This window comes from Nostoc sp., assembly GCF_036917575.1.
Classification (GTDB): domain Bacteria; phylum Cyanobacteriota; class Cyanobacteriia; order Cyanobacteriales; family Nostocaceae; genus Nostoc.
The window spans coordinates 117659-143382 of record NZ_JBALDC010000018.1 but is presented as its reverse complement, the minus strand read 5'-3'; the positions used below and the strand labels follow the sequence as shown (position 1 = coordinate 143382).

At 40.1% G+C, this 25724-nt stretch carries 23 protein-coding genes; 11 read left to right on the top strand and 12 right to left on the bottom strand.

Annotation, left to right across the window (positions count from 1 at the left end; all coding sequences use genetic code 11):
* The first annotated feature begins 800 nt into the window (after nt 1-800).
* The 3 genes from V7K79_RS04695 (at nt 801) to V7K79_RS04685 (ending at nt 4929) form a co-directional block, all read left to right on the top strand.
* Nucleotides 801-1838, top strand: coding sequence for an aspartate-semialdehyde dehydrogenase (locus tag V7K79_RS04695; protein ID WP_335045148.1), 1038 nt, complete (start codon nt 801-803; stop codon nt 1836-1838).
* Between the two features lie 152 nt (nt 1839-1990).
* Nucleotides 1991-2875, top strand: coding sequence for a 4-hydroxy-tetrahydrodipicolinate synthase (dapA, locus tag V7K79_RS04690; protein ID WP_335045145.1), 885 nt, complete (start codon nt 1991-1993; stop codon nt 2873-2875).
* A gap of 281 nt (nt 2876-3156) precedes the next feature.
* A complete protein-coding gene (locus V7K79_RS04685; RefSeq protein ID WP_335045143.1) occupies nt 3157-4929 on the top strand; it encodes a ribonuclease J in 1773 nt (590 codons plus the stop codon).
* A gap of 209 nt (nt 4930-5138) precedes the next feature.
* Here the strand turns inward: V7K79_RS04685 and V7K79_RS04680 are convergent, their stop codons facing one another.
* Nucleotides 5139-5750 (bottom strand): hypothetical protein, encoded by a 612-nt coding sequence (locus V7K79_RS04680; protein WP_335045140.1) that lies wholly within the window; start codon nt 5748-5750, stop codon nt 5139-5141.
* Nucleotides 5751-6265: 515 nt separating this feature from the next.
* Between V7K79_RS04680 and V7K79_RS04675 the strand changes: the two genes are divergently transcribed.
* The gene (locus tag V7K79_RS04675) at nt 6266-6643 is read left to right on the top strand and encodes a Mo-dependent nitrogenase C-terminal domain-containing protein (RefSeq protein ID WP_335045138.1); all 378 of its coding nucleotides are present in this window, start codon (nt 6266-6268) and stop codon (nt 6641-6643) included.
* Nucleotides 6644-6748: 105 nt separating this feature from the next.
* Here the strand turns inward: V7K79_RS04675 and V7K79_RS04670 are convergent, their stop codons facing one another.
* Nucleotides 6749-8617: a caspase family protein gene (locus V7K79_RS04670; protein ID WP_335045135.1), complete on the bottom strand. Its 1869-nt coding sequence runs from the start codon at nt 8615-8617 to the stop codon at nt 6749-6751.
* Between the two features lie 202 nt (nt 8618-8819).
* Between V7K79_RS04670 and V7K79_RS04665 the strand changes: the two genes are divergently transcribed.
* The 3 genes from V7K79_RS04665 to V7K79_RS04655 all read left to right on the top strand — a co-directional run bounded on the left by V7K79_RS04665 (nt 8820) and on the right by V7K79_RS04655 (nt 10749).
* Nucleotides 8820-9311: a hypothetical protein gene (locus tag V7K79_RS04665; protein ID WP_335045132.1), complete on the top strand. Its 492-nt coding sequence runs from the start codon at nt 8820-8822 to the stop codon at nt 9309-9311.
* Between the two features lie 181 nt (nt 9312-9492).
* The gene (rpmF, locus tag V7K79_RS04660; protein ID WP_094328804.1) at nt 9493-9666 is read left to right on the top strand and encodes a 50S ribosomal protein L32; all 174 of its coding nucleotides are present in this window, start codon (nt 9493-9495) and stop codon (nt 9664-9666) included.
* Nucleotides 9667-10143: 477 nt separating this feature from the next.
* Entirely contained in the window at nt 10144-10749 is a 606-nt protein-coding gene (locus V7K79_RS04655) for a sulfite oxidase-like oxidoreductase (protein ID WP_335045129.1), read from the top strand.
* Nucleotides 10750-10820: 71 nt separating this feature from the next.
* On the opposite strand, the gene V7K79_RS04650 is transcribed toward V7K79_RS04655, so the two are convergent.
* Complete coding sequence (locus V7K79_RS04650; protein ID WP_335045127.1) at nt 10821-12203, bottom strand: aldehyde dehydrogenase; 1383 nt, start codon at nt 12201-12203, stop codon at nt 10821-10823.
* Between the two features lie 179 nt (nt 12204-12382).
* Entirely contained in the window at nt 12383-13540 is a 1158-nt protein-coding gene (locus tag V7K79_RS04645; protein ID WP_335045124.1) for a hybrid sensor histidine kinase/response regulator, read from the bottom strand.
* 185 nt (nt 13541-13725) lie between these two features.
* Here V7K79_RS04645 and V7K79_RS04640 point away from each other — a divergent pair, with 185 nt between their 5' ends.
* The 4 genes from V7K79_RS04640 (at nt 13726) to V7K79_RS04630 (ending at nt 18424) form a co-directional block, all read left to right on the top strand.
* Nucleotides 13726-13908 carry a hypothetical protein gene (locus tag V7K79_RS04640; RefSeq protein ID WP_335045121.1) on the top strand — a complete coding sequence of 61 codons (183 nt, stop codon included), beginning with the start codon at nt 13726-13728 and terminating at the stop codon, nt 13906-13908.
* Between the two features lie 12 nt (nt 13909-13920).
* Nucleotides 13921-14070, top strand: coding sequence for a CU044_2847 family protein (locus V7K79_RS29925; RefSeq protein WP_442938887.1), 150 nt, complete (start codon nt 13921-13923; stop codon nt 14068-14070).
* A 9-nt stretch (nt 14071-14079) separates the two neighbouring features.
* Complete coding sequence (locus tag V7K79_RS04635; protein ID WP_335045118.1) at nt 14080-15645, top strand: AAA-like domain-containing protein; 1566 nt, start codon at nt 14080-14082, stop codon at nt 15643-15645.
* 100 nt (nt 15646-15745) lie between these two features.
* The gene (locus V7K79_RS04630) at nt 15746-18424 is read left to right on the top strand and encodes an ABC transporter substrate-binding protein (protein WP_335045116.1); all 2679 of its coding nucleotides are present in this window, start codon (nt 15746-15748) and stop codon (nt 18422-18424) included.
* 132 nt (nt 18425-18556) lie between these two features.
* Here the strand turns inward: V7K79_RS04630 and ureC are convergent, their stop codons facing one another.
* From ureC to V7K79_RS04590, 8 genes are read right to left on the bottom strand one after another with little or no spacing between them, the layout of a single operon-like run.
* On the bottom strand, nt 18557-20260 hold the full coding sequence (gene ureC, locus V7K79_RS04625; protein WP_335045223.1) for an urease subunit alpha: 1704 nt from the start codon (nt 20258-20260) through the stop codon (nt 18557-18559).
* A 25-nt stretch (nt 20261-20285) separates the two neighbouring features.
* Complete coding sequence (locus V7K79_RS04620; RefSeq protein WP_335045114.1) at nt 20286-20954, bottom strand: Coq4 family protein; 669 nt, start codon at nt 20952-20954, stop codon at nt 20286-20288.
* Between the two features lie 34 nt (nt 20955-20988).
* Nucleotides 20989-21303: an urease subunit beta gene (locus tag V7K79_RS04615; RefSeq protein ID WP_335045112.1), complete on the bottom strand. Its 315-nt coding sequence runs from the start codon at nt 21301-21303 to the stop codon at nt 20989-20991.
* Nucleotides 21304-21324: 21 nt separating this feature from the next.
* Nucleotides 21325-21627 carry an urease subunit gamma gene (ureA, locus tag V7K79_RS04610; RefSeq protein ID WP_190736634.1) on the bottom strand — a complete coding sequence of 101 codons (303 nt, stop codon included), beginning with the start codon at nt 21625-21627 and terminating at the stop codon, nt 21325-21327.
* A 25-nt stretch (nt 21628-21652) separates the two neighbouring features.
* Complete coding sequence (locus tag V7K79_RS04605) at nt 21653-22489, bottom strand: urease accessory protein UreD (protein WP_335045110.1); 837 nt, start codon at nt 22487-22489, stop codon at nt 21653-21655.
* Between the two features lie 55 nt (nt 22490-22544).
* On the bottom strand, nt 22545-23849 hold the full coding sequence (locus V7K79_RS04600; protein WP_335045108.1) for a photosystem II assembly protein: 1305 nt from the start codon (nt 23847-23849) through the stop codon (nt 22545-22547).
* Nucleotides 23842-24780: an SPL family radical SAM protein gene (locus tag V7K79_RS04595; RefSeq protein WP_335045106.1), complete on the bottom strand. Its 939-nt coding sequence runs from the start codon at nt 24778-24780 to the stop codon at nt 23842-23844. Before V7K79_RS04595 ends, V7K79_RS04600 begins: the two co-directional genes overlap by 8 nt.
* Before the next feature lie 60 nt (nt 24781-24840).
* Nucleotides 24841-25626: a methyltransferase domain-containing protein gene (locus tag V7K79_RS04590; protein ID WP_335045221.1), complete on the bottom strand. Its 786-nt coding sequence runs from the start codon at nt 25624-25626 to the stop codon at nt 24841-24843.
* Nucleotides 25627-25724: the final 98 nt, after the last annotated feature.

The following is a 25724-nucleotide window of genomic DNA, read 5'->3' as shown; positions in this document are numbered from 1 at the left end:
TGATGTCTCTTAGGGGTAATGGGAGTTTGCCAAAAGGTCTTGTGACATCCAAGAATGGATATTTGTCCTGGGGCAAAGATCCAGTTTACTGCCAATTATCAAGGACTTGACATTTTACATTTATAACAATTTGGTTAATGGGGCATTGGTATTGGGGGGAGGTGATAGGAAATAAATCTGTAACCTGTACCCTGTCACCTCTACCCTATTCCCTTCTTCACTTTCCACTCACTCTAAAACTTGGGAATTAATTATTCAGTGAGCTAACGCCGTGATATCCTGGTTTTAAAAGAGTGGTTAGTACCCCAAGGTTAAAGCTATAGTATTGAGTCTAGCTATTATCTAGCTATTATTAAGTTATGTGTGGTACGAAAGCGGATCTGTTACTTAACTGCATAGCTCAGTTTGAAGTTGTGCTGGCTTTATGCATTTAAATTTTAGTATATTCATCATCTTGGTAAGCAAGTTTGCAATCAATACATTTGTTTCTTTGCGGTGGATACTTAATTAAACGCCTAAGTGCAGATATATCTTCGTTCTTCTGATAAATGGCGATTTTTTGTATAATATATAGTTATAGTTAAAAACAATGAAGAAATGTTATTTGAAAATGCAACATCACTTAACTTATTAAACAGATAAGAAAATAAATGTATTAAATATATAGAGTAGATTAGATTAAAGAAAAATCTAAACCCATTACAAATATATTTTTAGATTGCGATCGCTATTTAAATATAACTAAATTGTCAATTGTTCCAAGAAATTGCAGACTAAGTATTTGAAAGGAGGAAGCAAGTTTGTCGAAATCCTATCGTTTAGCTATTTTGGGAGCGACTGGTGCAGTAGGCACAGAGTTGCTGGAATTATTAGAAAGTCGTAATTTTCCGGTTGCTAACTTGAAATTATTGGCATCAGAGCGGAGTGTCGGGCGATCGCTACGGTTTAAAGGTGAAAATATACCAATAGAATCAGTAAGCGATCGCGCCTTTGAAAATGTCGATATAGTACTAGCTAGTGCAGGCGGTTCTACATCTAAAGCTTGGGCAGCAATTGCCGTCGAAAAGGGCGCAGTGGTAATTGACAACTCCAGTGCCTTTCGGATGAACCCGGAAGTGCCCTTAGTAGTGCCAGAAGTGAATCCCCAAGCCGCAGCGAATCACCAAGGCATTATTGCTAACCCCAACTGCACAACAATTTTAATGGCTGTGGCAGTCTGGCCGTTGCATAAAGTTAAACCAGTGCAACGCATCGTCGCTGCAACCTACCAATCTGCTAGTGGTGCTGGGGCTAGGGCAATGGCAGAAGTCAAAACCCAAACAAGCGCTATACTACAAGGACAGCCACCAGTTGCCGAAATATTGCCTTACCCATTGGCATTTAATTTATTCCCGCATAACTCCCCATTAAACGATTTGGGTTACTGTGAGGAAGAAATGAAAATGGTCAACGAAACCCGAAAAATATTTGGCACGCAACAAATCAGAATCACTGCGACTTGTATACGGGTTCCCGTACTTCGCGCTCATTCAGAAGCCATTAATTTAGAATTTGAGACTCCCTTTAGTGTGAAGGAAGCCAAAGAAATTTTAAATTCCTCCTCTGGAGTAAAATTGGTAGAAGATTGGGGAACGAATCATTTTCCGATGCCCATTGAAGCAACAGGTCGAGATGAAGTTTTAGTGGGAAGAATTCGTCAGGATATTTCCCATCCTTGTGGCTTAGAATTATGGTTGTGTGGCGACCAAATTCGCAAAGGCGCAGCATTAAATGCAGTACAAATCGCTGAATTGTTGGTAGAGAAAAATCTATTAAAACCATTAGCTATTAGTCATTAGTCATTAGTCATTAGTTATTTGTCTTTGGGATGACAAAAGACAAATGACTAATGACAAAGGAAAAATGACACTTGAAAGCAATTTGCAGATAGGTTATTACAATAGAGAACCACCAAGATATAAAAACATGGGTAATCAGGAGTGAAAAAAGGGTGGGAGATTTTGGCAATGTTTTAACCGCTATGATTACGCCATTTAAAGCAGATGGTAGTGTCAACTATGATGTAGCGGCAGAACTGGCGGCGCATCTAGCTAACAACGGTACAGATACATTGGTGATGTGCGGCACAACCGGAGAATCCCCAACACTAAGTTGGGATGAGGAATACCAGTTGTTTGTCGAGGTATTGCAGTCTGTAGCCGGAAAAGCCAAGGTAATCGCAGGTTGTGGATCAAATTCTACCAAAGAAGCGATCGCAGCCACCCAAAAAGCGTCTAAGATAGGAGTACATGGTTCGTTACAAGTTGTTCCTTATTACAACAAACCGCCACAAGCGGGATTGGAAGCGCACTTTCAGGCGATAGCACAAGCCTGTCCTGACTTACCGTTGTTGTTATACAATGTCCCAGGTCGTACCGGACAAAACCTTCAGCCAAAAACAGTTGCCCGGTTAGCTGAGGTTAGCAATATTGTCGGGATTAAAGAATCCACTGGTAATATAGATCAGGCAAGCGAAATTCGTCGCTTGACACCAAAAGAATTTCACATCTATTCTGGTGATGATTACATGACTTTGCCCTTGTTAGCGATCGGGGCAAAAGGCGTGGTAAGTGTGGCTTCTCATCTGGTAGGAAACCAACTACAGCAGATGATTCAAGCTTTTAGTGCAGGAAAAATTGAGGTAGCAAGCGACATTCATCTGCAACTGTTTCCGTTGTTTAAAGCTCTATTTCTCACTTCAAATCCCATTCCAGTGAAAAAAGCACTGAAACTTCAAGGTTGGGAGGTTGGTTCAACTCGTCCGCCGCTATGTGAAGCTGATTTAGAAGTAAGTCAAAAATTAGAAGCAGTTCTAAAAGAACTTAGTTTAATCTAGCCACCAGCTAGTTAAGCACTAGTAGTTTCCTACTTGCCAAAGATACATATAAACAACGAGCATAATTGTTTATAAATTGCAATTTAAAAACCTGTGCTAGGACTGATAGATATACTATAAATTCTTGAGTTTTACAGTTGATTTTATTGAATAAAGAATTGAAATCTTCAATGAAAACTTGATTGCTTTGGAACTGACTTAAAAGACAGATGATGTTGTCTTAAATACAAGGAAAGTTAACTATCAACTTAATTAACCACAAGTAACAATCTAAGGAGAAAATGGCTAAAAACGAAGCTAATAATTCCGCCTTGAAAATTATTCCTTTGGGCGGTTTGCATGAAATTGGTAAAAATACCTGTCTTTTTGAGTATGACGATGAAATAATCCTGTTAGATGCAGGATTGGCTTTTCCCACAGAGGCGATGCATGGTGTCAATATTGTTTTACCAGATACGACCTATCTGCGGGAAAATCGCCACAAAATAAAAGGGATGATCGTGACTCACGGTCATGAAGACCATATTGGCGGGATTGCTTTTCATCTCAAGCAATTTGATATCCCGGTGATTTATGGTCCTAGATTAGCAATGGCAATGCTAGAGGGTAAATTAGAAGAAGCAGGAGTCCGCGATCGCACAGAAATCAGAACAGTTCTACCACGTGATGTAGTGCGGATTGGCAAAAACTTTTTAGTTGAATATATCCGTAATACCCACTCCATCGCTGATAGTTTCACTGTTGCTATTCATACTCCCCTGGGTGTAGTCATTCACACAGGGGATTTTAAAATTGACCATACCCCAGTGGATGGTGAAAAGTTTGATTTGCAACGCCTAGCAGAACATGGTGAAAAAGGCGTTCTTTGTTTGTTAAGTGATTCTACTAACTCAGAAGTGCCAGGATTTACACCTTCAGAACGTTCCGTTTATCCCAATCTGGAGAGAGTATTTAGTCAAGCACCTGGGCGATTATTTGTCACTACCTTTGCTTCTAGCGTCCATCGGATCAACATGATTTTGGATATTGCCAAAAAGCAGAATCGTGTAGTGACAGTTGTCGGGCGTTCCATGCTGAACTTGATTGCTCATGCTCGGAATTTAGGTTACATCAAGTGTGAAGATAATCTGCTGCAACCATTGCACGCTGTCCGCAATCTACCCGATGAAAGAGTACTGATTTTAACTACAGGTTCTCAGGGTGAATTGATGGCAGCAATGACCCGCATTGCCAATAAAGAACATCCTCACATTAAAATTCGCGAAGGAGATACGGTAGTATTCTCTGCTAACCCAATTCCTGGAAATACGATCGCTGTAGTCAACACTATTGATAAGTTGATGATTCAAGGAGCGAAAGTAGTCTATGGTCGGGATAAAGGAATTCACGTCTCCGGTCATGGCTGTCAGGAAGAACAAAAACTGATGATTGCCTTAACTCGACCCAAATTCTTTGTGCCATTTCACGGCGAACATCGGATGCTAGTGAAGCACGCAGAAACGGCTCAGAGTATGGGCATTCCCGCAGAAAACACGATAATTATTGAGAATGGTGATATTATCGAACTGACTGAAGATGCCATTTGCGTTGCTGGAAAAGTGCCGTCTGGTATCGAATTAGTTGACACTACTAGTTCGGGTATGGTAAGCGCCAAAGTGTTGCAAGAACGGCAACGTATGGCTTCTGAAGGCATTATCACGATCGCAGCTGCCATTGATTGGAATGGTAAACTGTTAGCAAAACCAGAAACTCACCTCCGGGGTGTAGTTACAAGTGTAGAGCGATCGCTGCTACAAACCTGGGTAAAACAACGCATTGAAGAAATCCTCACTGTGCGCTGGTCAGAATTTGCTCCTAGCGAAGGTGAAGCAGCAGATATAGACTGGGGTGGATTGCAAGGAACTTTAGAACGAGAATTACAACGTTCCATCCGTCGAGAATTGCAATGTCAGCCATCTGTGACTTTGCTGATGCAAATTCCTGATGAGCCACCTGTAAAAGTTGCTGATGGCAGAAGACGGCGGACTCGGACTGCTGCTCAAGTAGCATCGTAGGGAATTTACGGTAAAAATCTCAATCAGAGGCGCAGAGACGTAGAGTTTTTCTAACGTCTTTGTGCTTTGGCGTGAAATACAGTTTTTGAATATCAGTCAAGTTGTTTCTCAAACGTTCCCAAAATTAACCCTGACAGCCCAGCAGGTATTTTCATCTTAAGGTTGTTTGGTTCCTTCGGTGAAATCAAAAAATACTGGTTGCGATCGCCTCAAGCAACTCCAACCAATATCTCCTCATTTTTATTGGCTGCTAAAAGATACAGATTTCTCCACCGCTCGAAGTCCTCAAAACACCATTCATTTCTTGTAAACAGCGTTTCAGGATCAATCTGTCGAAAAATGCTGGCTCCTTCATTGACTAGCTCACGGGATATAAGTCCCAATGACTCTTCTGTTGACAACATTGGAGCAAGGGTTTGATCTCCAAACATGAGCTTTTCAACAATCTCATTAGCATTCGCAAACTTTCTTCTCGATAGCTCCTGCGACAAACGTTTCTCGATCTCAACAGATGTTTTTTCTAGTGATGCTGTTCTATCTTCAATCCCTGGATAGGCTTGACGAGTAAGCCTCAACTCAGACCGTAATTGAGCGATTACCCAATCTGCTTCTAGCTTAGATCCAAAAGTCTCTTGGTGTGTTTCGATAACATCTTCAAGGATTTCATTAATCTCTTCAGCCTCAATCTCAAAAAAGCGGAAAATACCGCAGCCATAGGGGAAAAGAGAAACTACAAGGATGCTAAGTGCTTTTTCACTTTGAAGGCGTGCGTATAGCGTACTGCCAGGAGGAATTGCGCTGTAAAGTACAGAAACACCCATAAGCAAGCTCATCTGATTTTAACGCTTCAGACTATATCATTCTCAAATCGCCACTGCCAACCTAAGTTTTTTGAAATGCAATCTATTCTACTCGATCAATAATCACTACCAGCATTCAGCCAGCAATAAACAGGACACACCTATGTGAGAAAGTGGGAACACAGAGAGGGAAAATGCCTTCAAGAATATTATTGATGTTTATACTTAGCAAAAATACTTTCGGAAAGACCTTATATTAAGTTCTGTAAATGTTACACTAAAACCTATCCAATGATGGATGTCTTTATTAAAATCTAAACTATATCAAGTTATGAACAAGATCGTAATATTACACTACCGATCCCCAGAAATTTGCGATTAACTTGACGTAATAATAAAGTAGGTTCTGACTTAAGTGGCTAATCAGGTATTACATTATATCGCAGTCAGAACGCGATTTTTCCGGGAAAGTTCGTTGCCACGTTGTATATATTCATCAAAAAGGTGAATAGCCTCAATAATACAGAGGGTTAACCATGAAGGTATTCGACAATACCACAAAAAAGATTTTTCTGGCTAGCTGGGTATCAATCAATCAAGCAGAGACTACTGACCATAAAGCAACCCAGCTAAACCATTCTGCTTCCAAGCCTCACTGGGATATTCTCCAACCCCTACGGCAACGAGTAGAAAACATTCAAGTCCGCGATCGCCAACTAGCTCACCGCTTGTGCAAACTGATTCCGTCTCAGTGTCCCTTTGAGCGCAATGTCAAACTATTTGGGAAAACCTTGTTTCACATTCCACCCATGTGCAAGCTCAACCCCTTATATGAAGAAGTGGTTGGTTTGCGTTTCCGAGCGCTGTGCTATTTAGCCGACGAATGTGGCGAAGATGTGTCACAGTATTGCTGAGTGCTGTAGGCTCAGACAAAAGTGAGGAGTAAGGAGTAATGATTGCTGAATTTAAAATATAACTCCTAACTCCTAACTCCTAACTGTTTTTTTACTATTTTTTTACTATTTCTTTTGCCATTTTTGGATGGCATCTTGAGCATCTTCGTAAGCGCCTGTCTCCTCTGGTACTAAAGCAGCAGTCGCAATTGCGGCATTACGTTCTCCTTCGGTGGCGCGATGCTTTGCCAAGTCTAAAATTTTCTCACTCCAGTTATTAATCGATTTTTGGGCAGTATCGAAGCCTGGTTGACCAGATGGTACTTTCTTGGCAACTTCAATTGCCCGATTGTAAGTAGATGCCTGTTCAGGCTTAATTAAAGCATTAGCTGCATCTAAAAGAGTTTTATTACTCACATACTGTTTACCCTCTAACCGCCACAGGTTAATTGCTGCTTGGGCTTTGGCGTAGGGGGCTTCATCTTTGGTGATTAATCGAGCAGCAGCAATAGCGCTGGCATACTGTTTTTGTTTAGCACGACCCTCTGCTAAATCTAAAATCATCTGGCTCCAAATATTAATATTCTCTTGAGCTTGTTCGTACAGTGGTTCACCCGATTGAATTTTCCGGGCTGTAGCGATCGCCATGCTCAAATCGCTAGCCTGAGTTTGTCTGAGCGACATTTTTGCCAGGTCTAATACTGCTTGATTTCGGTTTTTTGACTGGGAACTAGAGGCTATTTGAGCGCTAGATTGGTTGTTGAGTCTAACTGCTGGAGTGCGTAGGCGTAGCCCGTCGGAGACATCGCTTGGTAAATTCTCGACAACCTGGCGATCACTAACAGTAGCATTAGGTGATGTGCTTGATATTTGCTTAATTCTAAAAGTTTCTTGATTACGGAGAAAAACTACGGCGATTAAACCTGCTACCAGCAAGCTGCCTCCGCCCCATAAGATAAACTGTTTCCAATAAGGGATGCTTGGCTGATTCGCTGGCAATCGCGAGACATAACCTTTAGAGGAATTGGGGATAAATCTTCCTCTGGTATTCACTCCCAAGGAAGTTTCTGGCATTGGCTGGGAAACTAAGCTGCCACCTGATTCCTGGGCTTTTTTACCCTTCACCTGTTGGGAGGAGTTCACACTAGCTTTTCCCCGATCTGCTGAAGTTTTAGAGGAATCGTCAAGGGGAGGAGCTGCCAGGGCAACAGCAAAAGATTCTTCTGGATAAATCATTGGTTCTAGCTGAAAATCACTTTCCATTGCCAATTTTGGCAAGATTACCTGCTGCCTTGATGGGATGATAGTGGCAGGGTTTTGGATAGGACGCCAGTGGTGGTGACATAACTTTGGTACAATCAGGCTCAGATAGCTTTCTAAATCTGCCAAGTTGCTGCCATTACCAGAACGTAAAGCTTCTAACAAAGCTGCTGTAAAAAATCCGTGACCTAATTCGCTACTTTCATGGGAAAATTGCTCTGGTTGGCAAGAAAGAATTGTCGCCAGCTGTAGCTCTTGGGCTAGTTCTATTGTTTCTTCACCAACGGGAGCATCAGCTTGAGTGCCAAAAGCGCGGTTGATATCAAGTAGTAGCAATACATTCAGATTGGCAAGTTGCAGACTTTGCATTAGCGATCGCAATTCTATGCCAGTCTCTTGCACGAGTTCGGGGTTGCCCTCTGCTGGCATTAAGTAATCTTTGCCCTTGTAATTGACTCCATAACCGCTAAAGAATAACCACAGATAGTCTTCCGGTTGCCAACTTGTTGCTGCCAAATCTTCAAGTAGCAGCAAAATATTCTCCTTCGTCGGGTAAGTCGATTTATCCCCAATCGGCGGCGAAGTATCTGTCATCACTAAACAGTGCTTGGGGAGAAAACCTGCCTCTGTCACTAAAAAATCTTCTAGTGCCTCAGCATCTGCTTGGGCACAACTTAAAGGTTGAAATAACTGATATTGATTGATACCAATCGCGATCGCCCAGTAATTTGCCATCCCGCTCTTTGTCAGTTATTGTTGTTTGCTGGTCTTAAAATTGCGGTTGGCTTTGCTAAAAAAACAAAGCTAACCTATGTCTTATAATCTAGGTGATTCTGATTGAATCTTAAGTTAAAATGTAATTTTTATTACTTTAATTAGCAGGAAAATACTTTTACCTAATTTCAATAACAGATCATTACTAAGGAGATAGAAGGTCATGAGCAAAATTTCTGCTCACCTACCATCATCGCTCGCTCCCTTTTCAGTTATTAGCCAAATTGCCAGAAGAATCCGGATAATTCCGTTAGTAGTTTTGCTCATATCTACTGTTCCTGCGTGGTTTTTGATGGAAGCGATCGCACCGCAGGTTGTGCGAGCTTACACCGCTAGAGTCGATCTAGCTATTGACCGCTTGCCGGAAGAAAACTATGAAACCGTTCTCAGAAGGGCGGAAGCGGTCGCTAGGGCAGCTGCTCAAAGGAGTTTTGACCAAGATATCTTGGTGACAGATGTTTCCATCATTGTATCCGTACAAAATTATGGTGCGATCGCACCAGTCCTGACATTAGATGTCAGTCGTCCTGAATGGCGATCGCGTCCCGATGCTCAAAGTTGGGCTACTTACTTCAAAACTGCACGATCTTTACTTTTCTTTGAAAATAACTCTAATCAAGTTCCAGCAGCTAGCGCTGTGTCAACGCCAAAATGACAGTTTGAGCTAGACACGTGGAGTAATCCGAGCTAAAGCTTTCTTGGCTCGGAACCTTGGGGGACTCACGTCCTTGCGTCAGTCTTAACCCAACTTATTTATTCCTGACTTAACTGTTGTCTTTGGCGTCAGTGGATGGCCTAGAATAAGAAGGTTGTCAAAAATCGCGATATCTGCTGACATGGCTGTTCCTAAGAAGAAAACTTCCAAATCAAAACGAGATAAACGTCGAGCTACCTGGAGGCATAAAGCCGTCGTTGAAGCTCAGAAAGCCCTATCTCTGGGCAAGTCAATTTTAACTGGACGTTCTACATTTGTTTATCCTGCTGCTGAAGAAGAGGAAGAAGAATCATAATTTATTAGTCAGGAAAAGCACAAACAGCACCGATAGATTTGATTGCCAAACTCAATAATCAAACTTCTGATCGCTAGATAAATGCTTTTTCTAAGCTTTCCTGATTGCATTATGAATCATACACACTCTACATAAGCTCATTAGCTCAAAAAAAATTGGTAGTGAGTAATTGGAAATATCCATTACCCATTACCTATCATTCAAGAGTTTATATAAAGAGTAAAACATCTGATACTGTTTGCAAATCAGTAAAAAAAGCTTTTGAAGAATTCAGAAGTCAGAATTCAGAAATCAGAATCAATCAGTCAGGGATTCAGACCCATGACTGTCTTGTTGACCTCCAAATCGTAGATTTGGAGGGAGTCTTAAACCCATCTATTCATTCACCAGTCGCACATAATTCATGCTGAATTCTGGCTCCTGACTCCTGAATTCTGTTTCGATAAACATCTTGAGAAAACTTATTTTTCTCTAACTATGATAGGAAAATTTTTTCATAAACCAGGCAAAGAAGAAAGCGATCGCGTCCCTCCTGGGCAACATTTAGCTAAAGGTTTCCCGGTATTAACTTACGGTGAAACTCCCCAAGTCAGCACTGAGGAATGGGAGTTTCGAGTTTGGGGTTTAGCAAAATCTGCTACCTTTAGTTGGTCAGATTTTATGGCATTACCTCAACACGAATTTACAGCTGACTTCCACTGTGTAACGCGCTGGTCTAAACTTGATGTCAAATGGACTGGCATTAAAGTTACAGATTTTATGAATCTGATTGAATTAGACCCGAAAGTAGCCCACATTATGGAACACTGCTATGGCGGCTACACCACCAATATTTCTGTAGAAGATTTTCTGCGCGAAGAAAACTTCTTTGCTTTTAAAGTCTTTGGTGAAGAGCTTCCATCCGAACACGGTGGGCCGATGCGTCTAGTTGTACCCCACCTCTACGCTTGGAAAAGTGCTAAGTGGATTAATGGATTGGAATTTTTAACTGCTGAAGAACTTGGTTTTTGGGAACGCAATGGCTACCATCGCCGTGGTGAACCTTGGGCTGAAGAGCGTTACAGCAATGCTTTTGGGTTTTAATAATTAATACTTAAGAGTTAGAAGTTAGGAGTTAGGAATTTATAGTTAAAAACTCATAACTCCTAACTTTTTTAACCCAAAAGTTTTTTTATGAGTGGCAATTTGCCCTGATATGGAGCGTATCGCCATTTTAAATCGAGCCAGAAGGAGTTTTGCAATACACTTTTTTTATGGGAAAAGGTGTCAAAGCTAGCTTTGCCATGATAGTTGCCGATACCGCTATCTCCCACTCCACCAAATGGTAAAGACGAGACACCAACCTGCATAACTGTGTCGTTAATACAAACTCCACCAGAGGAAGTTTCTTGCAAAACTCGCTTTTGCAGGTTTTTGTCTTGAGAAAATAAGTATAATGCCAAGGGTTTAGGCCTAGAGTTAATCAAGGCGATCGCTTCTGCAATGTCAGTGTATTCAATCATCGGTAAAATGGGCCCGAAGATTTCTTCCTGCATTACAGAATCTTCTAGCGAGACATTATCAATCAGTGTTGGGGCGATATAACGCTCTGAAGGTTGATTTTCGCCACCGATGATAACTTCACCGTCCTTGAGAAAACTCACCAATCTATCAAAGTGTTTTTGACTGATAATCCGGGCATAATCAGGACTGTTTACAGGATTCTCACCATAAAATTCTTTTAAGGATTTTTCCAGCCCATCTATTAAATCTTTCTTGATTGTTTTATTAACTAAAAGATAGTCGGGGGCGATACAAGTTTGTCCAGCATTAATAAATTTGCCCCAAGCAATTCGTCTAACAGTGTGTTCAAGATTAATGTCAGTATCTACAATGCAAGGACTTTTACCACCCAATTCTAAAGTCACTGGTGTGAGATATTTTGCTGCTGCTGCCATGATGATTTTGCCGACGGCTGTACCACCAGTAAAAAAGATATGGTCAAATTTTTCTGCTAGTAATTTTTGACTTGCTTCCACACCTCCTTCAATCACTGCAAGATAAGCAGGATCAAAATGTTTGGCAATAATCTTAGCAATGACATCAGACGTATGAGAAGCAATTTCTGAAGGTTTGATAATTGCGCAATTACCAGCTGCGATCGCACCTATTAACGGTGAGATAATTAAGTTAAATGGATAGTTCCAAGGCCCAATAATTAAGACAACCCCTAATGGTTCTGGATAAATTTTCGCTGAGTATGAAAAAAAATCCCAGGAAACTGGTGCTTTTTGGGGTTTAGTCCAGTTTTGAAGATGTTTAATCGCGTAATCAATATCCTTAATTACGCTGATTTCTGTAAGGTAAGTTTCTACTTCTGGTTTATGTAAATCCGCTTCTAATGCCTCGACAATTGGCTGTTCGTGCTCAATGATTGCTTGCTTAAGATTTTTCAGTTGTTCAATGCGAAAAGTTACATCTTTAGTTTTGCCTGTTTGAAAAAACTCTCGCTGAGTCTGGATAATATTGCCAATTTTAGATAATTCAGTGGTAATCATTTTTTGTCCTATAAAAAAGTATTTCCAGCTAATGCTTTTATCTCAGCATATTTGATTCGTTAATTCTTAGCGCTTGATTTTCTAATGAATTTTTTTACTTTAAATTATCGGCAGATAGTAGTAAGGTTATAAATCATAAATTGCCAAGATAAAAAAACTCTACAACTCCTAATTTATAATTAATAACTTTCTCGTGTTTTAGTGGGTAGAAGCACAATAAATACACTACCTTTGCCCAACTCAGAATTAAGCAGAATAATGCCTTGATGTGCTTCGACAATTCGACGAGCAAGATACAATCCTAAACCACTACCAGAACTCTTATGACTGCCTTGGCGAAATCGTTCAAAGATGGTGGCTTGTTCTTCAGGGGGGATACCTGGGCCAGTATCCGCAATCTCAATTCTAATGTAGTCAATAGAATTGGATTTTTCAAAGAACTGAGATTGATTACTTTTGTCGAACTGGGATTGAGAAGTAAGACGAATAGTAATAGATCCAGCTTCGGTAAATTTGATCGCATTGCCGATGAGATTGGTAAATAGACGATGCAGTTCCAAGCGATCGCCCATCACTGTGTTTGTAATTGACTCTTCAGTAACGTCAAAATTTAGGGAGAGTGTTTTATCTTGAGCTAAGGGTGACAATTCTCCAGTCACTTCATCTAGTAATTGACCCAGATTAACTGGTTGAAACGCTAAACTTTTGCGACCCGCTTCAAAACGATAAACTTCTAATAAAGTATTCACCATAGAAAGCAGGTTGATATTGCTACGGGCCATGATGACTATTACTTCCTGCATTTGCGTTGATAATGTTCCCAATGCACCTTGCTGAAATAGCATTAACATCCGATCGGCGGCTACCAAGGGAGTGCGTAAGTCGTGAGTGAGGCGGGAGACAAAATCTTCTCGCTGACGGGCTATTTCATCACGTTCATCCATACTATGCTTCAAACGCAGGAGCGATCGCACTCGTGCCAGCAATTCATCTACTGTTACAGGTTTGCGGATAAAATCATCAGCACCCAAATCTAATCCGTGGGCAACGTTGGGCGCATCGTGGGCAGTTATCAGCAATATGGGGATATATTGCGGCAATTTCATCTCTCCACGAATGTGCTTGGTAACTTCGTACCCATCCATATCTGGCATCATCAAATCCAGTAGAACTAAGTCGCAAGGGGATGCTTTCAATTCTGCCAAGGCGGAAATCCCATTTTCTGCGGTGCTAATGGTGTAACCTTCTTCCTCCAAAATAGTTTTGATCAAAAACACGTTATCAGGAGAGTCATCGACAACCAGAATTTTGTCAGAGCGAGAAGATTGTGAAGTCATATAGATGCAAGGTATGGGGTAAAAGGAAATTTTTTTAGAAGCTGGTTTATTGGTATAGTTTTTTTAGATATTACCCTTAGATATACTTTCTCCAAAAAAAATTGTTTACCTAGAAATTTATATAAATCTATTTCAAAAACTACTTTACTTACCTTTTTCAGATATAGCCACAAGTGAATTAAATTATGGCTCGTAAGCTTCTAGAACTGAATACAGAGGATGGCGGCACGATTTTGGTAGCAGTTGAGCTACCAGATGCATCAGTAGGTCGTGTATCGCCCACTGGTGAGTTACCTATAGAAAAAGTAGAGGCTAACTTCGATGCAGTTAAGGATTTGATTGTTCGCGGGTGTCGCCCAATTACATAAGCGTTTCGTACCTTGCAGCAAGAATCGCAACCTGTAAGCGGAGAAGTTGAGTTTGGGGTAAATTTTACTGCCAAAGGCTCGGTTTATGTGGTCGAATCCACTGGGCAGGCATCACTGAAGGTGAAAATAACTTGGAAACTGGCACTAGAAGAAAACAAGTAATAAATTTTCATGAATTGGGAATTAGTTAAAGCTTGTACCGTGGCGATCGCTACTCCACAATGTTGTATCCAAGGCACGGGCTTTTTTATCTCACCTAATGGACATTTACTCACCTGTGCTCATGTAGTTGAGTCGGCAGGAGGTTGGGAAGAAGTGCGAGTCAATGGGCGAGGGGTTGAGTTGGTTTATTTAGGCGATCGCACCCGCGATGATTTTGCCATATTGCAGTTATCCGATTATCAAGGTCAAGGTGTACCCTTATCGCTAACTTTTGCGCCAGGAAATCAATTTCGCTCAATTGGCTATGGGCGTCCAGACTTCCCAGAAGGCGGAACGATTGAGGGTTATATCACTGATGCTAACCGCCATTCAGGTTTTGGTAACTTATCAATGTTACGGTTGCGGGTAATGGCAGATGCACAACAGATCATCGGTGGCTATAGTGGTTCCCCTGTGTTTGATATTCAATTGCAAGCAGTAGTTGGGATGATCGCCGCTTACGACAATACCCAAGGGGGATTAGCTCTACCATTAACCACAGTTCAAGAAAATTGGGCTGAATTGTCAAGTTTGCTGCATCGAGAACTAACCTCAGAGCTGGAATTTCCGTTTTTCGATCAAGCTTTTTATGCTGATTGTTACAAAGAAGTGAAAAAGCCAGGGGCATTAATTCGGATAAAGGCTCCTTTGCAATGGGGCAAAACCTACTTAATGAAACAAATTTTGGATTATGGAACTCAGCAAGGCTATCAAACAGTACGAGTAGACTTTCAAGAGCCAGAAAAAGAAATATTCAACACTCTAAAGCCTTTCTTGCAATGGTTCTGTGCCAGTATAGCCAGAGAATTAAATCTACCAGATAAACTTGCTGAGAAGTGGAAAAGTACAGCCAGTGCCAACATAGACTGTACAAACTACTGTGAAGAATATTTATTGCCAACAATCAATAGTTCGTTAGTTTTGGGATTAGATAACGTTGATGTCATATTCTCCTATCACATAGCTCGTAACTTTCTTCCATTACTACGAGCTTGGCATGAGAAAGCCACAACTAAGCCTATTTGGCAAAAGTTACGGTTGGTGATTGCCTACTCCAAAGAAGATAACATTCCTATAGATAGGAATAAATCACCGCTCAATGTGGGGAAAGGCATTGAAATACCAGAATTAAATCAGCCACAGGTGCAGAATTTAGCACAGCGCCTCCAACTCTGTTGGAATGGAGAGCAAGTTGCCCAACTAATGGTGATGGTTGGTGGGCATCCTTGGCTGGTGAAAGAGGCACTGTATAAAATTGCGCGACGTGAACTAACGTTGAAAGAACTATTGAAAATTGCTCCTACCCAAGAAGGCTTATACAGCGACCATTTGCTTGTTCAGTTATCAATTTTGCAGGATAACCCAGAACTAAAACAAGCCATGAAGCAAGTAGTTATTACCAATAGCCCAGTTAGAATAGACGCTGATAAAGCATCTAAGTTACGCAATATGAGACTTGTAAAATACACAGGCAATGATGTTCTGCCCTTGTGTGATTTGTATCGCCTGTATTTTCGCGATCGCTTAGGTGTATAGTGATGATTTCAAATTTCCCCGAAATTTGCCCCAGTACCTATTTGCAAGTAGACAGAGGAGACGGAGAATGATGAGTGTGCAACTGCATTGGACATAACTCATGAATCCATCGCTTAACCCAAACTACGAATACCAAGTTGGGGGTACTTTACCTTCAGATTCTCCTACCTACGTTACCCGGCAGGCAGATGACGACTTATACAAAAAGTTGAAGGCGGGGGAATTCTGTTATGTCCTGAATTCGCGGCAAATGGGTAAATCGAGTTTGCGGGTAAGAACCATGCAAAGGTTGCAGCAAGAAGGAATTGCTTGTGCTGAGATTGATATTACTGCGATCGGCACTCAGGATGTCACCCCCGATCAATGGTATGCAGGTGTAATTGACAGCCTGGTTAAGAGTCTAAAACTAAACGATAATTTTGATTTAGAAAGTTGGTGGAGCATGCAAAGATTACTGCCTCCATTGCGGCGATTGGGCAAGTTTCTTGAAGAAGAGATGCTAGCTGCTATTCCTAAAAAAATTGTCATTTTTGTTGATGAAATCGATAGCGTTCTCAGCCTGAATTTTTCAACTGAGGATTTTTTCGCATTGATTCGAGCCTGTTATAACCAACGTGCTGATAAACCAGAATACAAACGCCTGACATTTTGTCTTTTAGGAGTAGCAACTCCCTCTGATTTGATTCAAGATAAACAGCGTACACCTTTTAATATTGGTCAAGCAATTGAACTCAAAGGTTTTGATCTAGTTGAAGCCGAGCCTTTAGCTGAGGGATTAGTAGGTAAAGTCAGTAATCCCCAAGCAAAGCTACAAGAGGTTTTGGAATGGACTGGTGGGCAACCTTTTCTTACCCAAAAGCTTTGTCAATTTATTCTAGATGATAAACAAAGATTGTCTATAGAAGAATTAGTGCGATCGCGGATTATCCAAAATTGGCAATCACAGGATGATCCAGAGCATTTAAGGACAATACGTGATCGAATTTTCAGCAATAAGCAGCCTGCGGATCTATTGCTTGAATTATATGAACAAATTTTACGAAAAGGAGAAATAGAAGAAGATAACAGTCCAGGGCAAATAGAATTGCGCTTGTCAGGATTGGTAGTAAAGCAAAATGGCAAGTTAAAAGTTTATAACCGCATTTATGAGTTTGTTTTTGATAACAACTGGGTTAATCAGGCGTTAGCAAATTTGAGACCTTATGCAAAGGAATTAGCAGCATGGCTAGAGTCTAATCGTCAGAATAAATCTGATCTCTTGCAGGGGCAGAAATTACGACAAGCTCAAGCATGGGCAGAACATAAACAGTTGCTTGTCGAAGATTATCAATTTTTATATGCTAGCCAAGAATTAGCAACGCGAAAGCAGCAGCGCCTTGTCTTAGGGCTTGCTCCAGTAATACTAATTTCAGTACTTGGATTGTCATACTGGAAATTCTCAGAAAAAGTTTCAGTTACTAACAATCCGCCAGTCCCAACACCGTCAATAACGGAACAACCAAAACAGCCACAACCAGGATCGCCATTTTTGATTAGCGAAGGGAAGTTTACTTTATTTGTTAGAAGTGAAAATCCAAGTCTTGCTCAGGCTTTTGAAGCCTTTCAAAACAAGAATTATACCCAAAATCAAGTTGTTGACTTTTTTCAAAAAGCTAGACAAGCCTTTCCTTACGATCCAGAATTACGAATTTATCACAACAATGCCAAAGCATATCAAAAAGGTAATCCACTCACTCTGGCAGTGGTTTTACCAGATACTAATAAAGAAGCAGATATTTCTAAAGAACTATTGCGAGGAGTTGCACAGGCACAAGATAATTTTAACAGTTTAGGTGGAGTGAATAAGCGATTTTTAAATATAGTAGTTGCCAATGATGGCAACGATAAAACTCAATCTCAAAAAGTTGCTGAAGAGCTAATTAAAAACAAAAATATTTTAGGAGTTATTGGACACTATACTAGTCAAAGTAGTGCGGCAGCACTATCTAAATATGAAAGCGCTGATATAGCAATGATATCTCCTGGGAGTACAAGTACCTCAATAAATAACAGAGTATTTTTTAGAACAGTACTTTCTACTAAAGTAGATGCTGAGAAGTTAGCAAATTATACTATCAATCATGGCTATAAAAAAGTAGTGGTTTTCTACAATCCTAATGATATTTATAGTAATAGCGTAAAGGAAGATTTTGAAGAATTATTTAAAGATAAGAATAGGGAAATTATAGATACTCATAATTTGGCTGATGCTTTACTGGATACATCTACCGAAATTTCAAACATTAAGGAAAAAAATGCAGATGCAGTTGTTCTATTTCCGGATACAAAGTTAACTTCAGTGGCACTTGCAATTGCCCGCGCTCAGGGTAGCCAAAAATTGCCTCTATTAGGAGGAAATGCTTTGTACAATCATCAATACACTTTGAAATCAGAAGCTTTTGAAGGTTTGGTTATATGTGTAGATTGGTTTGCAGAAGATCAAAACTCAAAAAAATTTGCAGAGGAAGCTAAGGGAATGTGGGGAGGACAGATTAGCTGGCGCACAGCTACAGCTTATGATGCGACTAAAGCTTTTATTAAAGCTATATCTCTGTCTAACAATCCCACACATCAAACGGTTTTAGAAAACCTCAAATCTCCAAAATTTAATGTTCCAGCAAACGAAACTTCAGGGTATGCACTGCATTTTAATAAAAAAGGCGATCGCCAACTACAACCTGTTCTTGTAAAAGTAGTGAAAGGTAGCGACGGTCTGTTGAAATTTGAACAAGTTAAATAACGAAGAAATTTATCAGAACTCCAAAATAAGCGATCGCTCATTCTCCAGACGTGAGATTATCTAAAACTTGCTGAAATTCTGCTGTGGAAGGAATAGCGATCGCTCTTTTATGAAGCATTTTTAGCACATAAATTAAAACAAAAAGTACCTCTGTGCCATTGGCAAAACTGTCGCAGGTTCACAAATTAGCAACTCACCATCTGCCCTGACTTGGTATGTTTCTGGATCTACTTCAATGTGGGGTAGTGCATCATTCAGCTTCATATCCTGCTTACTCAATTGGCGTGTCCCAGAAACTGCAACTGCTGTCTTTTGTAAACCTAGCTGGCTGGGAATTTCTTTCTCTAAAGCTGCTTGGGAAACAAAAGTTAATGATGTGGCATGACGCGCCCCTGCAAAACTACCAAACATCGGTCGCATATACACTGGTTGTGGTGTAGGAATACTGGCGTTAGCATCGCCCATTTGCGACCATGCAATCATTCCGCCTTTAATTACTATCTCTGGTTTCACGCCAAAAAATGCCGGACGCCACAAACATAAATCTGCTAATTTTCCCTCTTCCACTGAACCCACATATTGAGCAATTCCGTGAGCGATCGCTGGGTTAATCGTATACTTAGCAACATATCTTTTTGCTCTAAAATTGTCTGCTTTTTCCTCAGTTCCTTGTGGGTTCAGAGTTCCTCGTTGTACCTTCATTTTGTGAGATGTCTGCCAGGTGCGAATTATCACTTCGCCTACTCGTCCCATAGCCTGGGAATCGGAAGAAATCATACTAAATGCGCCTAAGTCGTGCAAAATGTCTTCAGCAGCAATGGTTTCCCGACGAATACGAGACTCGGCAAAAGCGACATCTTCAGCGATTGCAGGATCGAGGTGATGGCATACCATCAACATATCCAGGTGTTCGTCTAAGGTGTTGAGGGTGTAAGGACGTGTGGGATTGGTGGAAGATGGCAGAACATTGGCTTGGCTGCAAACTTTGATAATATCTGGTGCGTGTCCTCCGCCTGCGCCTTCAGTGTGGTAGGTATGGATGGTACGATTCTTAAAAGCTGCGATCGTATCTTCAACAAATCCGGCTTCATTCAGGGTATCAGTATGAATCGCTACTTGCACATCACAAGCATCGGCAACGCTCAGGCAAGTATCAATTGCTGCGGGTGTGGTTCCCCAATCTTCATGCAGCTTTAACCCCATTGCACCGGCGGCTACTTGTTCTACAAGTCCTTGGGGTTGACTGGCGTTACCTTTACCCAAAAATCCTAAGTTGACGGGAAAAGCATCAGCAGCTTGCAGCATTCGGTAAATATTCCAAGGCCCGGGGGTGCAGGTAGTGGCATTTGTACCCGTAGCTGGGCCAGTACCACCGCCGATCATAGTGGTAATACCGGAAGCGATCGCCACTTCAATTTGTTGCGGGCAAATAAAATGAATATGGGCATCGATACCGCCAGCAGTGAGAATCATTCCTTCACCAGCTAAAGCTTCAGTTCCAGGGCCAATAATGATATCTACATTATTTTGAATATAAGGATTTCCGGCTTTACCAATTTTGAAAATTTTGCCATCTTTAATGCCGATATCTGCTTTGACAATACCCCACCAATCGAGAATTAAAGCATTAGTAATTACTAAATCTACAGCACCATCAGCGTTAGAAATGGGGGATTGTCCCATTCCGTCTCTAATGACTTTACCGCCGCCGAATTTTACTTCATCGCCGTAGTTGGTGAAATCTTGTTCAACTTCAATAAATAATTCTGTGTCTGCAAGTCGGATGCGATCGCCTACTGTGGGGCCATAAGTTTCAGCGTAGGCGCGGCGATCCATTCTGTAACTCATTATTTCATTCCTATTAATTTAAAATATCTGGATCAATTCCTAATTCAGTTCTCCATTCTAATAAAGGTTTATCCCAATGTTCTTCCCACTTTTGCCCTAATAATGGTTTTGCTTTTAAACCCATTGTGTAGCCGACAGCTATCTGTTCTAATAAATCAGGGAGAACATCTGGAGATTTTACGAGGATGGATAATAACCCGCCTCCTACTAAGAAAACAGCTAAATTTCTCCGAGTTTGGGCTAATTCAAAAGCTTTAAGACCTAGTTCTCCTAGTCCATCAGTTTTAAAACCTGTAACTACATGCCAAATATCATGAGTTTGACGGCTGCGTAATAGCACATAACTGACATCGTCTTCTACTTGAATTTGACGATAAAAAGCGGGATCAAAACCAGATTTCTTAATATAAGATGCATAGGCATATCCTAATGAATCTTCAGGATAGTGCAGCAATACTTCGATATTAGGATATGGTGCAATATAACGTTCTTGAATTAACAGTGATACTTCCGGTTTAGTTTTTAACCACTCAACAGCTAATAAACTCGCTGGAGTGGAACGCAACTCATCTTCCAGATTGTAAATATAGTTTAGATTAGTTGGTTCTCTAAAAAGACACACCATTGATTTCAATATAGTTTTAAAATCACGGCTGATGCGTTGCTGTTCTGCTATTAACATATAATAAAATCCTCAATTCATATCTGAGTGTATTTTAGATTAGTGGCAAGTTTCCGTTAATTTTGGCGTTGAAGCCGTAAACTTGGCGAGTACCAACAAGGGGGATTAGAGTTATTTCTTTTTCATCACCTGGTTCAAAGCGAACTGCGGTTCCGGCTGGCATATCAAGGCGCATTCCTCGCGCTTGTTCTCTGTCAAAGTTTAAGGCTGTGTTGACTTCATAAAAGTGATAGTGAGAACCGACTTGTATGGGGCGATCGCCTGTATTTGAAACTCGCAATTTTATAGTTGGACGACCAACATTTAGTTCAATTTCACCTGCTGGTGTGATAATTTCTCCAGGAATCATAATAAATTTAAAATTTCCAAACTAACGAATTGGATTATGTACTGTTACTAACTTTGTGCCATCAGGAAAAGTTGCTTCTACCTGCACTTCATGCACCATTTCTGGTATCCCTTCCATGACATCATCTCGCGTTAAGAGAGTTGTACCATAACTCATTAATTCAGCTACAGTTTGCCCATCTCTTGCACCTTCTAAAATAGCAGCAGAAATATAAGCGATCGCTTCGGGATAATTCAGTTTTAAACCTCTTCCTTTACGTCTTTCTGCTAATAAAGCAGCTGTAAAAATTAATAACTTATCTTTTTCCTGCGGCGTAAGTTGCATTCGTACTTTCTCCTCTGTGGTTCGTTCAAACCTGCCACACTCTTGGTATACAATTACCACGATTCAAAAAAGAAACTCGAAGCAACTGCCAAACATCAATAAACCAGTTTCTCACCTCAGATGTAGAAACACCGCGATATCGACACAATAATCCATGTTGTAATCTGGTAACACCTGCTTCTCCTTCTCCATGCCATAAATTTCGCGTTTTTTCCACAATTTCTGCGGAAACTGCACTACTAACCCAAACTAGACTACCTACAATTGGTTTTCCAGCCAAGCCGTGGGGACTATGAAAAGTTTCCTCACTACCCCGTAACCATTGCCGATCAATCCACAAAGGAATACCTTGCTGCCATATTTCAGTGTGCGATCGCCATTCCCCTTGTAAGAATTTTTCTCCTCTAGCACTGCGACCAAATCGGGTAATTTCCCAGCCTAACCAACTAGCCCCGGTTGCTAATTCTACCCGTAAATCTTGCCGATAAATCGCGTCGTTAAATAAAATTGTCTCTTGCGGCAACCATTCTAAACAAGCACCAGGATCAACTTGCATCTGGATGGTTTGTCTAGCTTGTAAGCCATTGCTGCGGTATATCTTGCTTGCAGCAGCTGTAGTGATTAAGGCTTGGGCTTGGGGTTGAAGGTGGATGTTAGAGGATAAGCGATCGCCTCCCACCATTCCCCCAGCCGTGTGTAAAATTACGCTATGACAAATTTCCCCTTCTGGATAAAATGGGCGTTGTACCTTCAGAGGCGCTTGTTGGTGGTTGTAAATTAATTGGGTTTTATCCTGGCGATCGGCATAAACTAAATTAAGTTTGCCATGCCAACCTTCTGCTACTTGCGGATTGCAGGTCATTTATAAATTCAAGATTAAAGTTCACATACCTGATATTTATTTAATACATTCTCTGCTACTTTACCTGCAATTTCTCATTATTTATCGCCAAGATTACATAATCATCTAATGTATAATGTAACTTATACTTATGAGCAAAATACTGCTGTAAGAGTGGACTCATATATAGTTGTTTTGGTAACTTTTCTCCAGCAAACTTACCAAATTCAACACCAGACAAAGGTGTTCTTGAACCTGTAGAGGTTAGATATTTATACCAAACTAACTCTAATCCCAGTTCTGCCAGAAATTTGTCCACTATGTTTTTTTCTTGTTCTTGATTTTCAACTTGGTGAACATCGGAAATTTTGAATAGTTTCTTATCTTGTATAATTATCAGAATATAACCTGAATTTTTTAAGCTTGTGGCAAATATTTGCTTGTAAGTATTATTAGCTTCAATCCTCTTGGTTTTATCTATAAAGAAGCAGTGCGAAATTACGATAAAGTCGAAAAAATCTTTGGGTAAATTATTCGATTGAGTTTTCCAAGTAAAAATATCAGCAGTAACAAAGCGGAAGTAAGCATTTACTGAGTTTAGCCGCGACTCTATATATCGTCGCCAAAACTGAAGTCCGCGAAACTGGAAAGCATCTTGTTTTTCTAAAGAGTAGTAAGATATGTGCATTTGCGGGATATGAAAAAAACCGCTACTACTTTGGAGAAATAAAGCTAAACCATAAGCAACTGTTCCTGGGCCCGCTGCAATATCAAGAATGTTAACCTTACTTGGTAGGAAAGCAGCCTGGTAAATGAGAAACCAAGCTAAATATATGCAATATACATTTTCTAAAAAATACTTCATAAAGTAGACATGAGGAGTTAGACTAAAACGATAGTCTGGATCTTGTCCATTTTTTAAATTATTAATATCTTCAAGAGCATCTTCTAGTTTAATAAATAATTGTTTGTCAGGTATCTTACTGAATTCTTCTCTGAGATATTCAACTAAACTTGATTCAAAATCGTCAAATATCCGCTCATCAATCCCAGTAGATTGCAATTTATACTCATCGTGGTGTATTAAATTAAAGTTTTTATAGATATATTTAACAAACTCATCATCTGGCATTAAGATAAGATTAGATTTTTGCTGAGATACTTCTATTAGTTCTTTACTTAAAGTTTCTGTTTGTCGATTGTCTTTTTGGGAAGAACGTTCAAGTTGAAGTTTATCCCTAAATAATTTTTCTAACCATGAGAATCTTGCACCTGACTTTTGAATCTCTTGCAATAGTTGCACTGCACGTCGAATATCTCCGCGTTTTAAAGCTAATTTAAACTGCTGACTTCGCCACCAATTTACAATAAGATTATTCATAACCAAATCCCTCTTTGCCTTCCATAATTTCTACACCTGAAAGCTGAGAAACTAGCTTTTCCTTAAATTTCATATAGTTTAATTTTTCATCTTCATACCACCAAGCGTATTTTTGCTTAATTTCTTCAGCTTCTTGGCGAGTTGATGCTATGAGAGAACGATTATCCCTAGCATGAAAAGTTTGAATTACAATTCTATCGGCGATGGCTAATTTTTCAATAAAAGCAGCTTCATCAGTTGCTAAAGTAGGAAGTAGGGGAGTGATGGTGATAGAAATTTTAGGAAGAAAACCTTTGAAATAATCAATACTTTGTTTAATTTTAGTGATAGCATTTAATCTAGCTTTAATACTTGGCGATCGCGGTTCAAAATCCTTTCTTACTAATTCACTCCCAGTCGGAATGCTCATATTAATTCGCAATCGCTTAAATCGCTGTAAATAATCAATATCTCTAATAATAATTGGGCTACGAGTTTGAATCACCAAAGTTGGAGTTGGATAACCGTCAATTCCCACATCTAGCATTACCTCCAATAACCGACGAGTCAATTGATGTTTAGATTCAAGTGGTTGATAAGGATCAGTAACGCTACTCATGTATATACTAGGAGGAGTCTGGGGATATTTTTTGTACCATTTTTTTAATTCTTTCGCTAAAATCTCAGCTGAATTTTCTTTAAAAATTACCCATTTACCCCAATCTTGACGCATTTGAGTATTAGGACTAAATGCAGCAGCATAGCAATAACTACAACCGTATTGACATCCCCTATAAGGATTTAGAGTAAAATCATAATTACCAATAAATCCAGTAGCTTTTGTTAAGAGCGATTTAGTATTTTGATAATAAACATTAACATCTCCAAACTTTTCTCTGACTAATTTGGTAGGAATGCATTCGCAATAACCTTGATATTTTGGTTTTACCATGTGAATCTTGATATTTATTGAGAGTGAATTTACGCACCCTACTTATTATGATTCCCATTTTTATTTTGAAATTGCTTCACCAAGGTGTACGCTAGTGCGATAGATTATATAGACAAAACCATCTTCATCACGAAAGCGCTGATATAATTCTTGAAACCTATCAATAAGCTGTTCGTATGCCCAACCTTCATGTGGGAGGTAAGAAACACTCATTGCTCTGCCAATAAGTCCAGTTAAATCCAACTGTTGTCTATGAGTAAAAATATATTCTTGAATGTTAATAAAATAGGGAGTTACTAACAGTGGCTCTACTGACTGCATTCGAGATTCGGCTGGATGATTATTAGATGCTTCGCGGACTATTTGGCTATATTCTGTAGTTAAGGCATCTTCTTGATCGCGATTATTCCATACCACAACCAAGCGTGCTGATGGTTTTAAAATGCGGTGAAATTCCAATAAAGTTGGTTCGGGATTGAACCAGTGAAAAGCTTGAAAACAAGTAACTAAATCAACTGAATTATCAGGTAGTTGCGTAAATTCTGCTGTTCCATCACGAAATTCTATCAAAGGATGTGCTTGGGCAGCTTCTCGCATCGCCGCATTTGGTTCTATGGCGATGACATTAATTCCCCGTTCAGCTAATAATCTTGAAGCAATTCCTGTACCTGCACCAATATCTGCTGCTACGAGTTGTGAATTCTCACCTAATTCTTCCAAAATAATATCAATTGCATCTGCAGGGTAACTTGGTCGATATTTTACATAATCTTCTGCTCTGTCAGAAAATCGGTTGAGTGGGTTTAAGGTATGTAAGGGGGTTATTTTGGGATTAATTTGGCTCATGCATTTTGATGTAAAAGTTGAAGTGCGTAGGCATAGCCCGTCGTAGACATCGCTGTAGTTCAGAAAAGCGATACGATAAGAATTAAACCGTTCCAAAT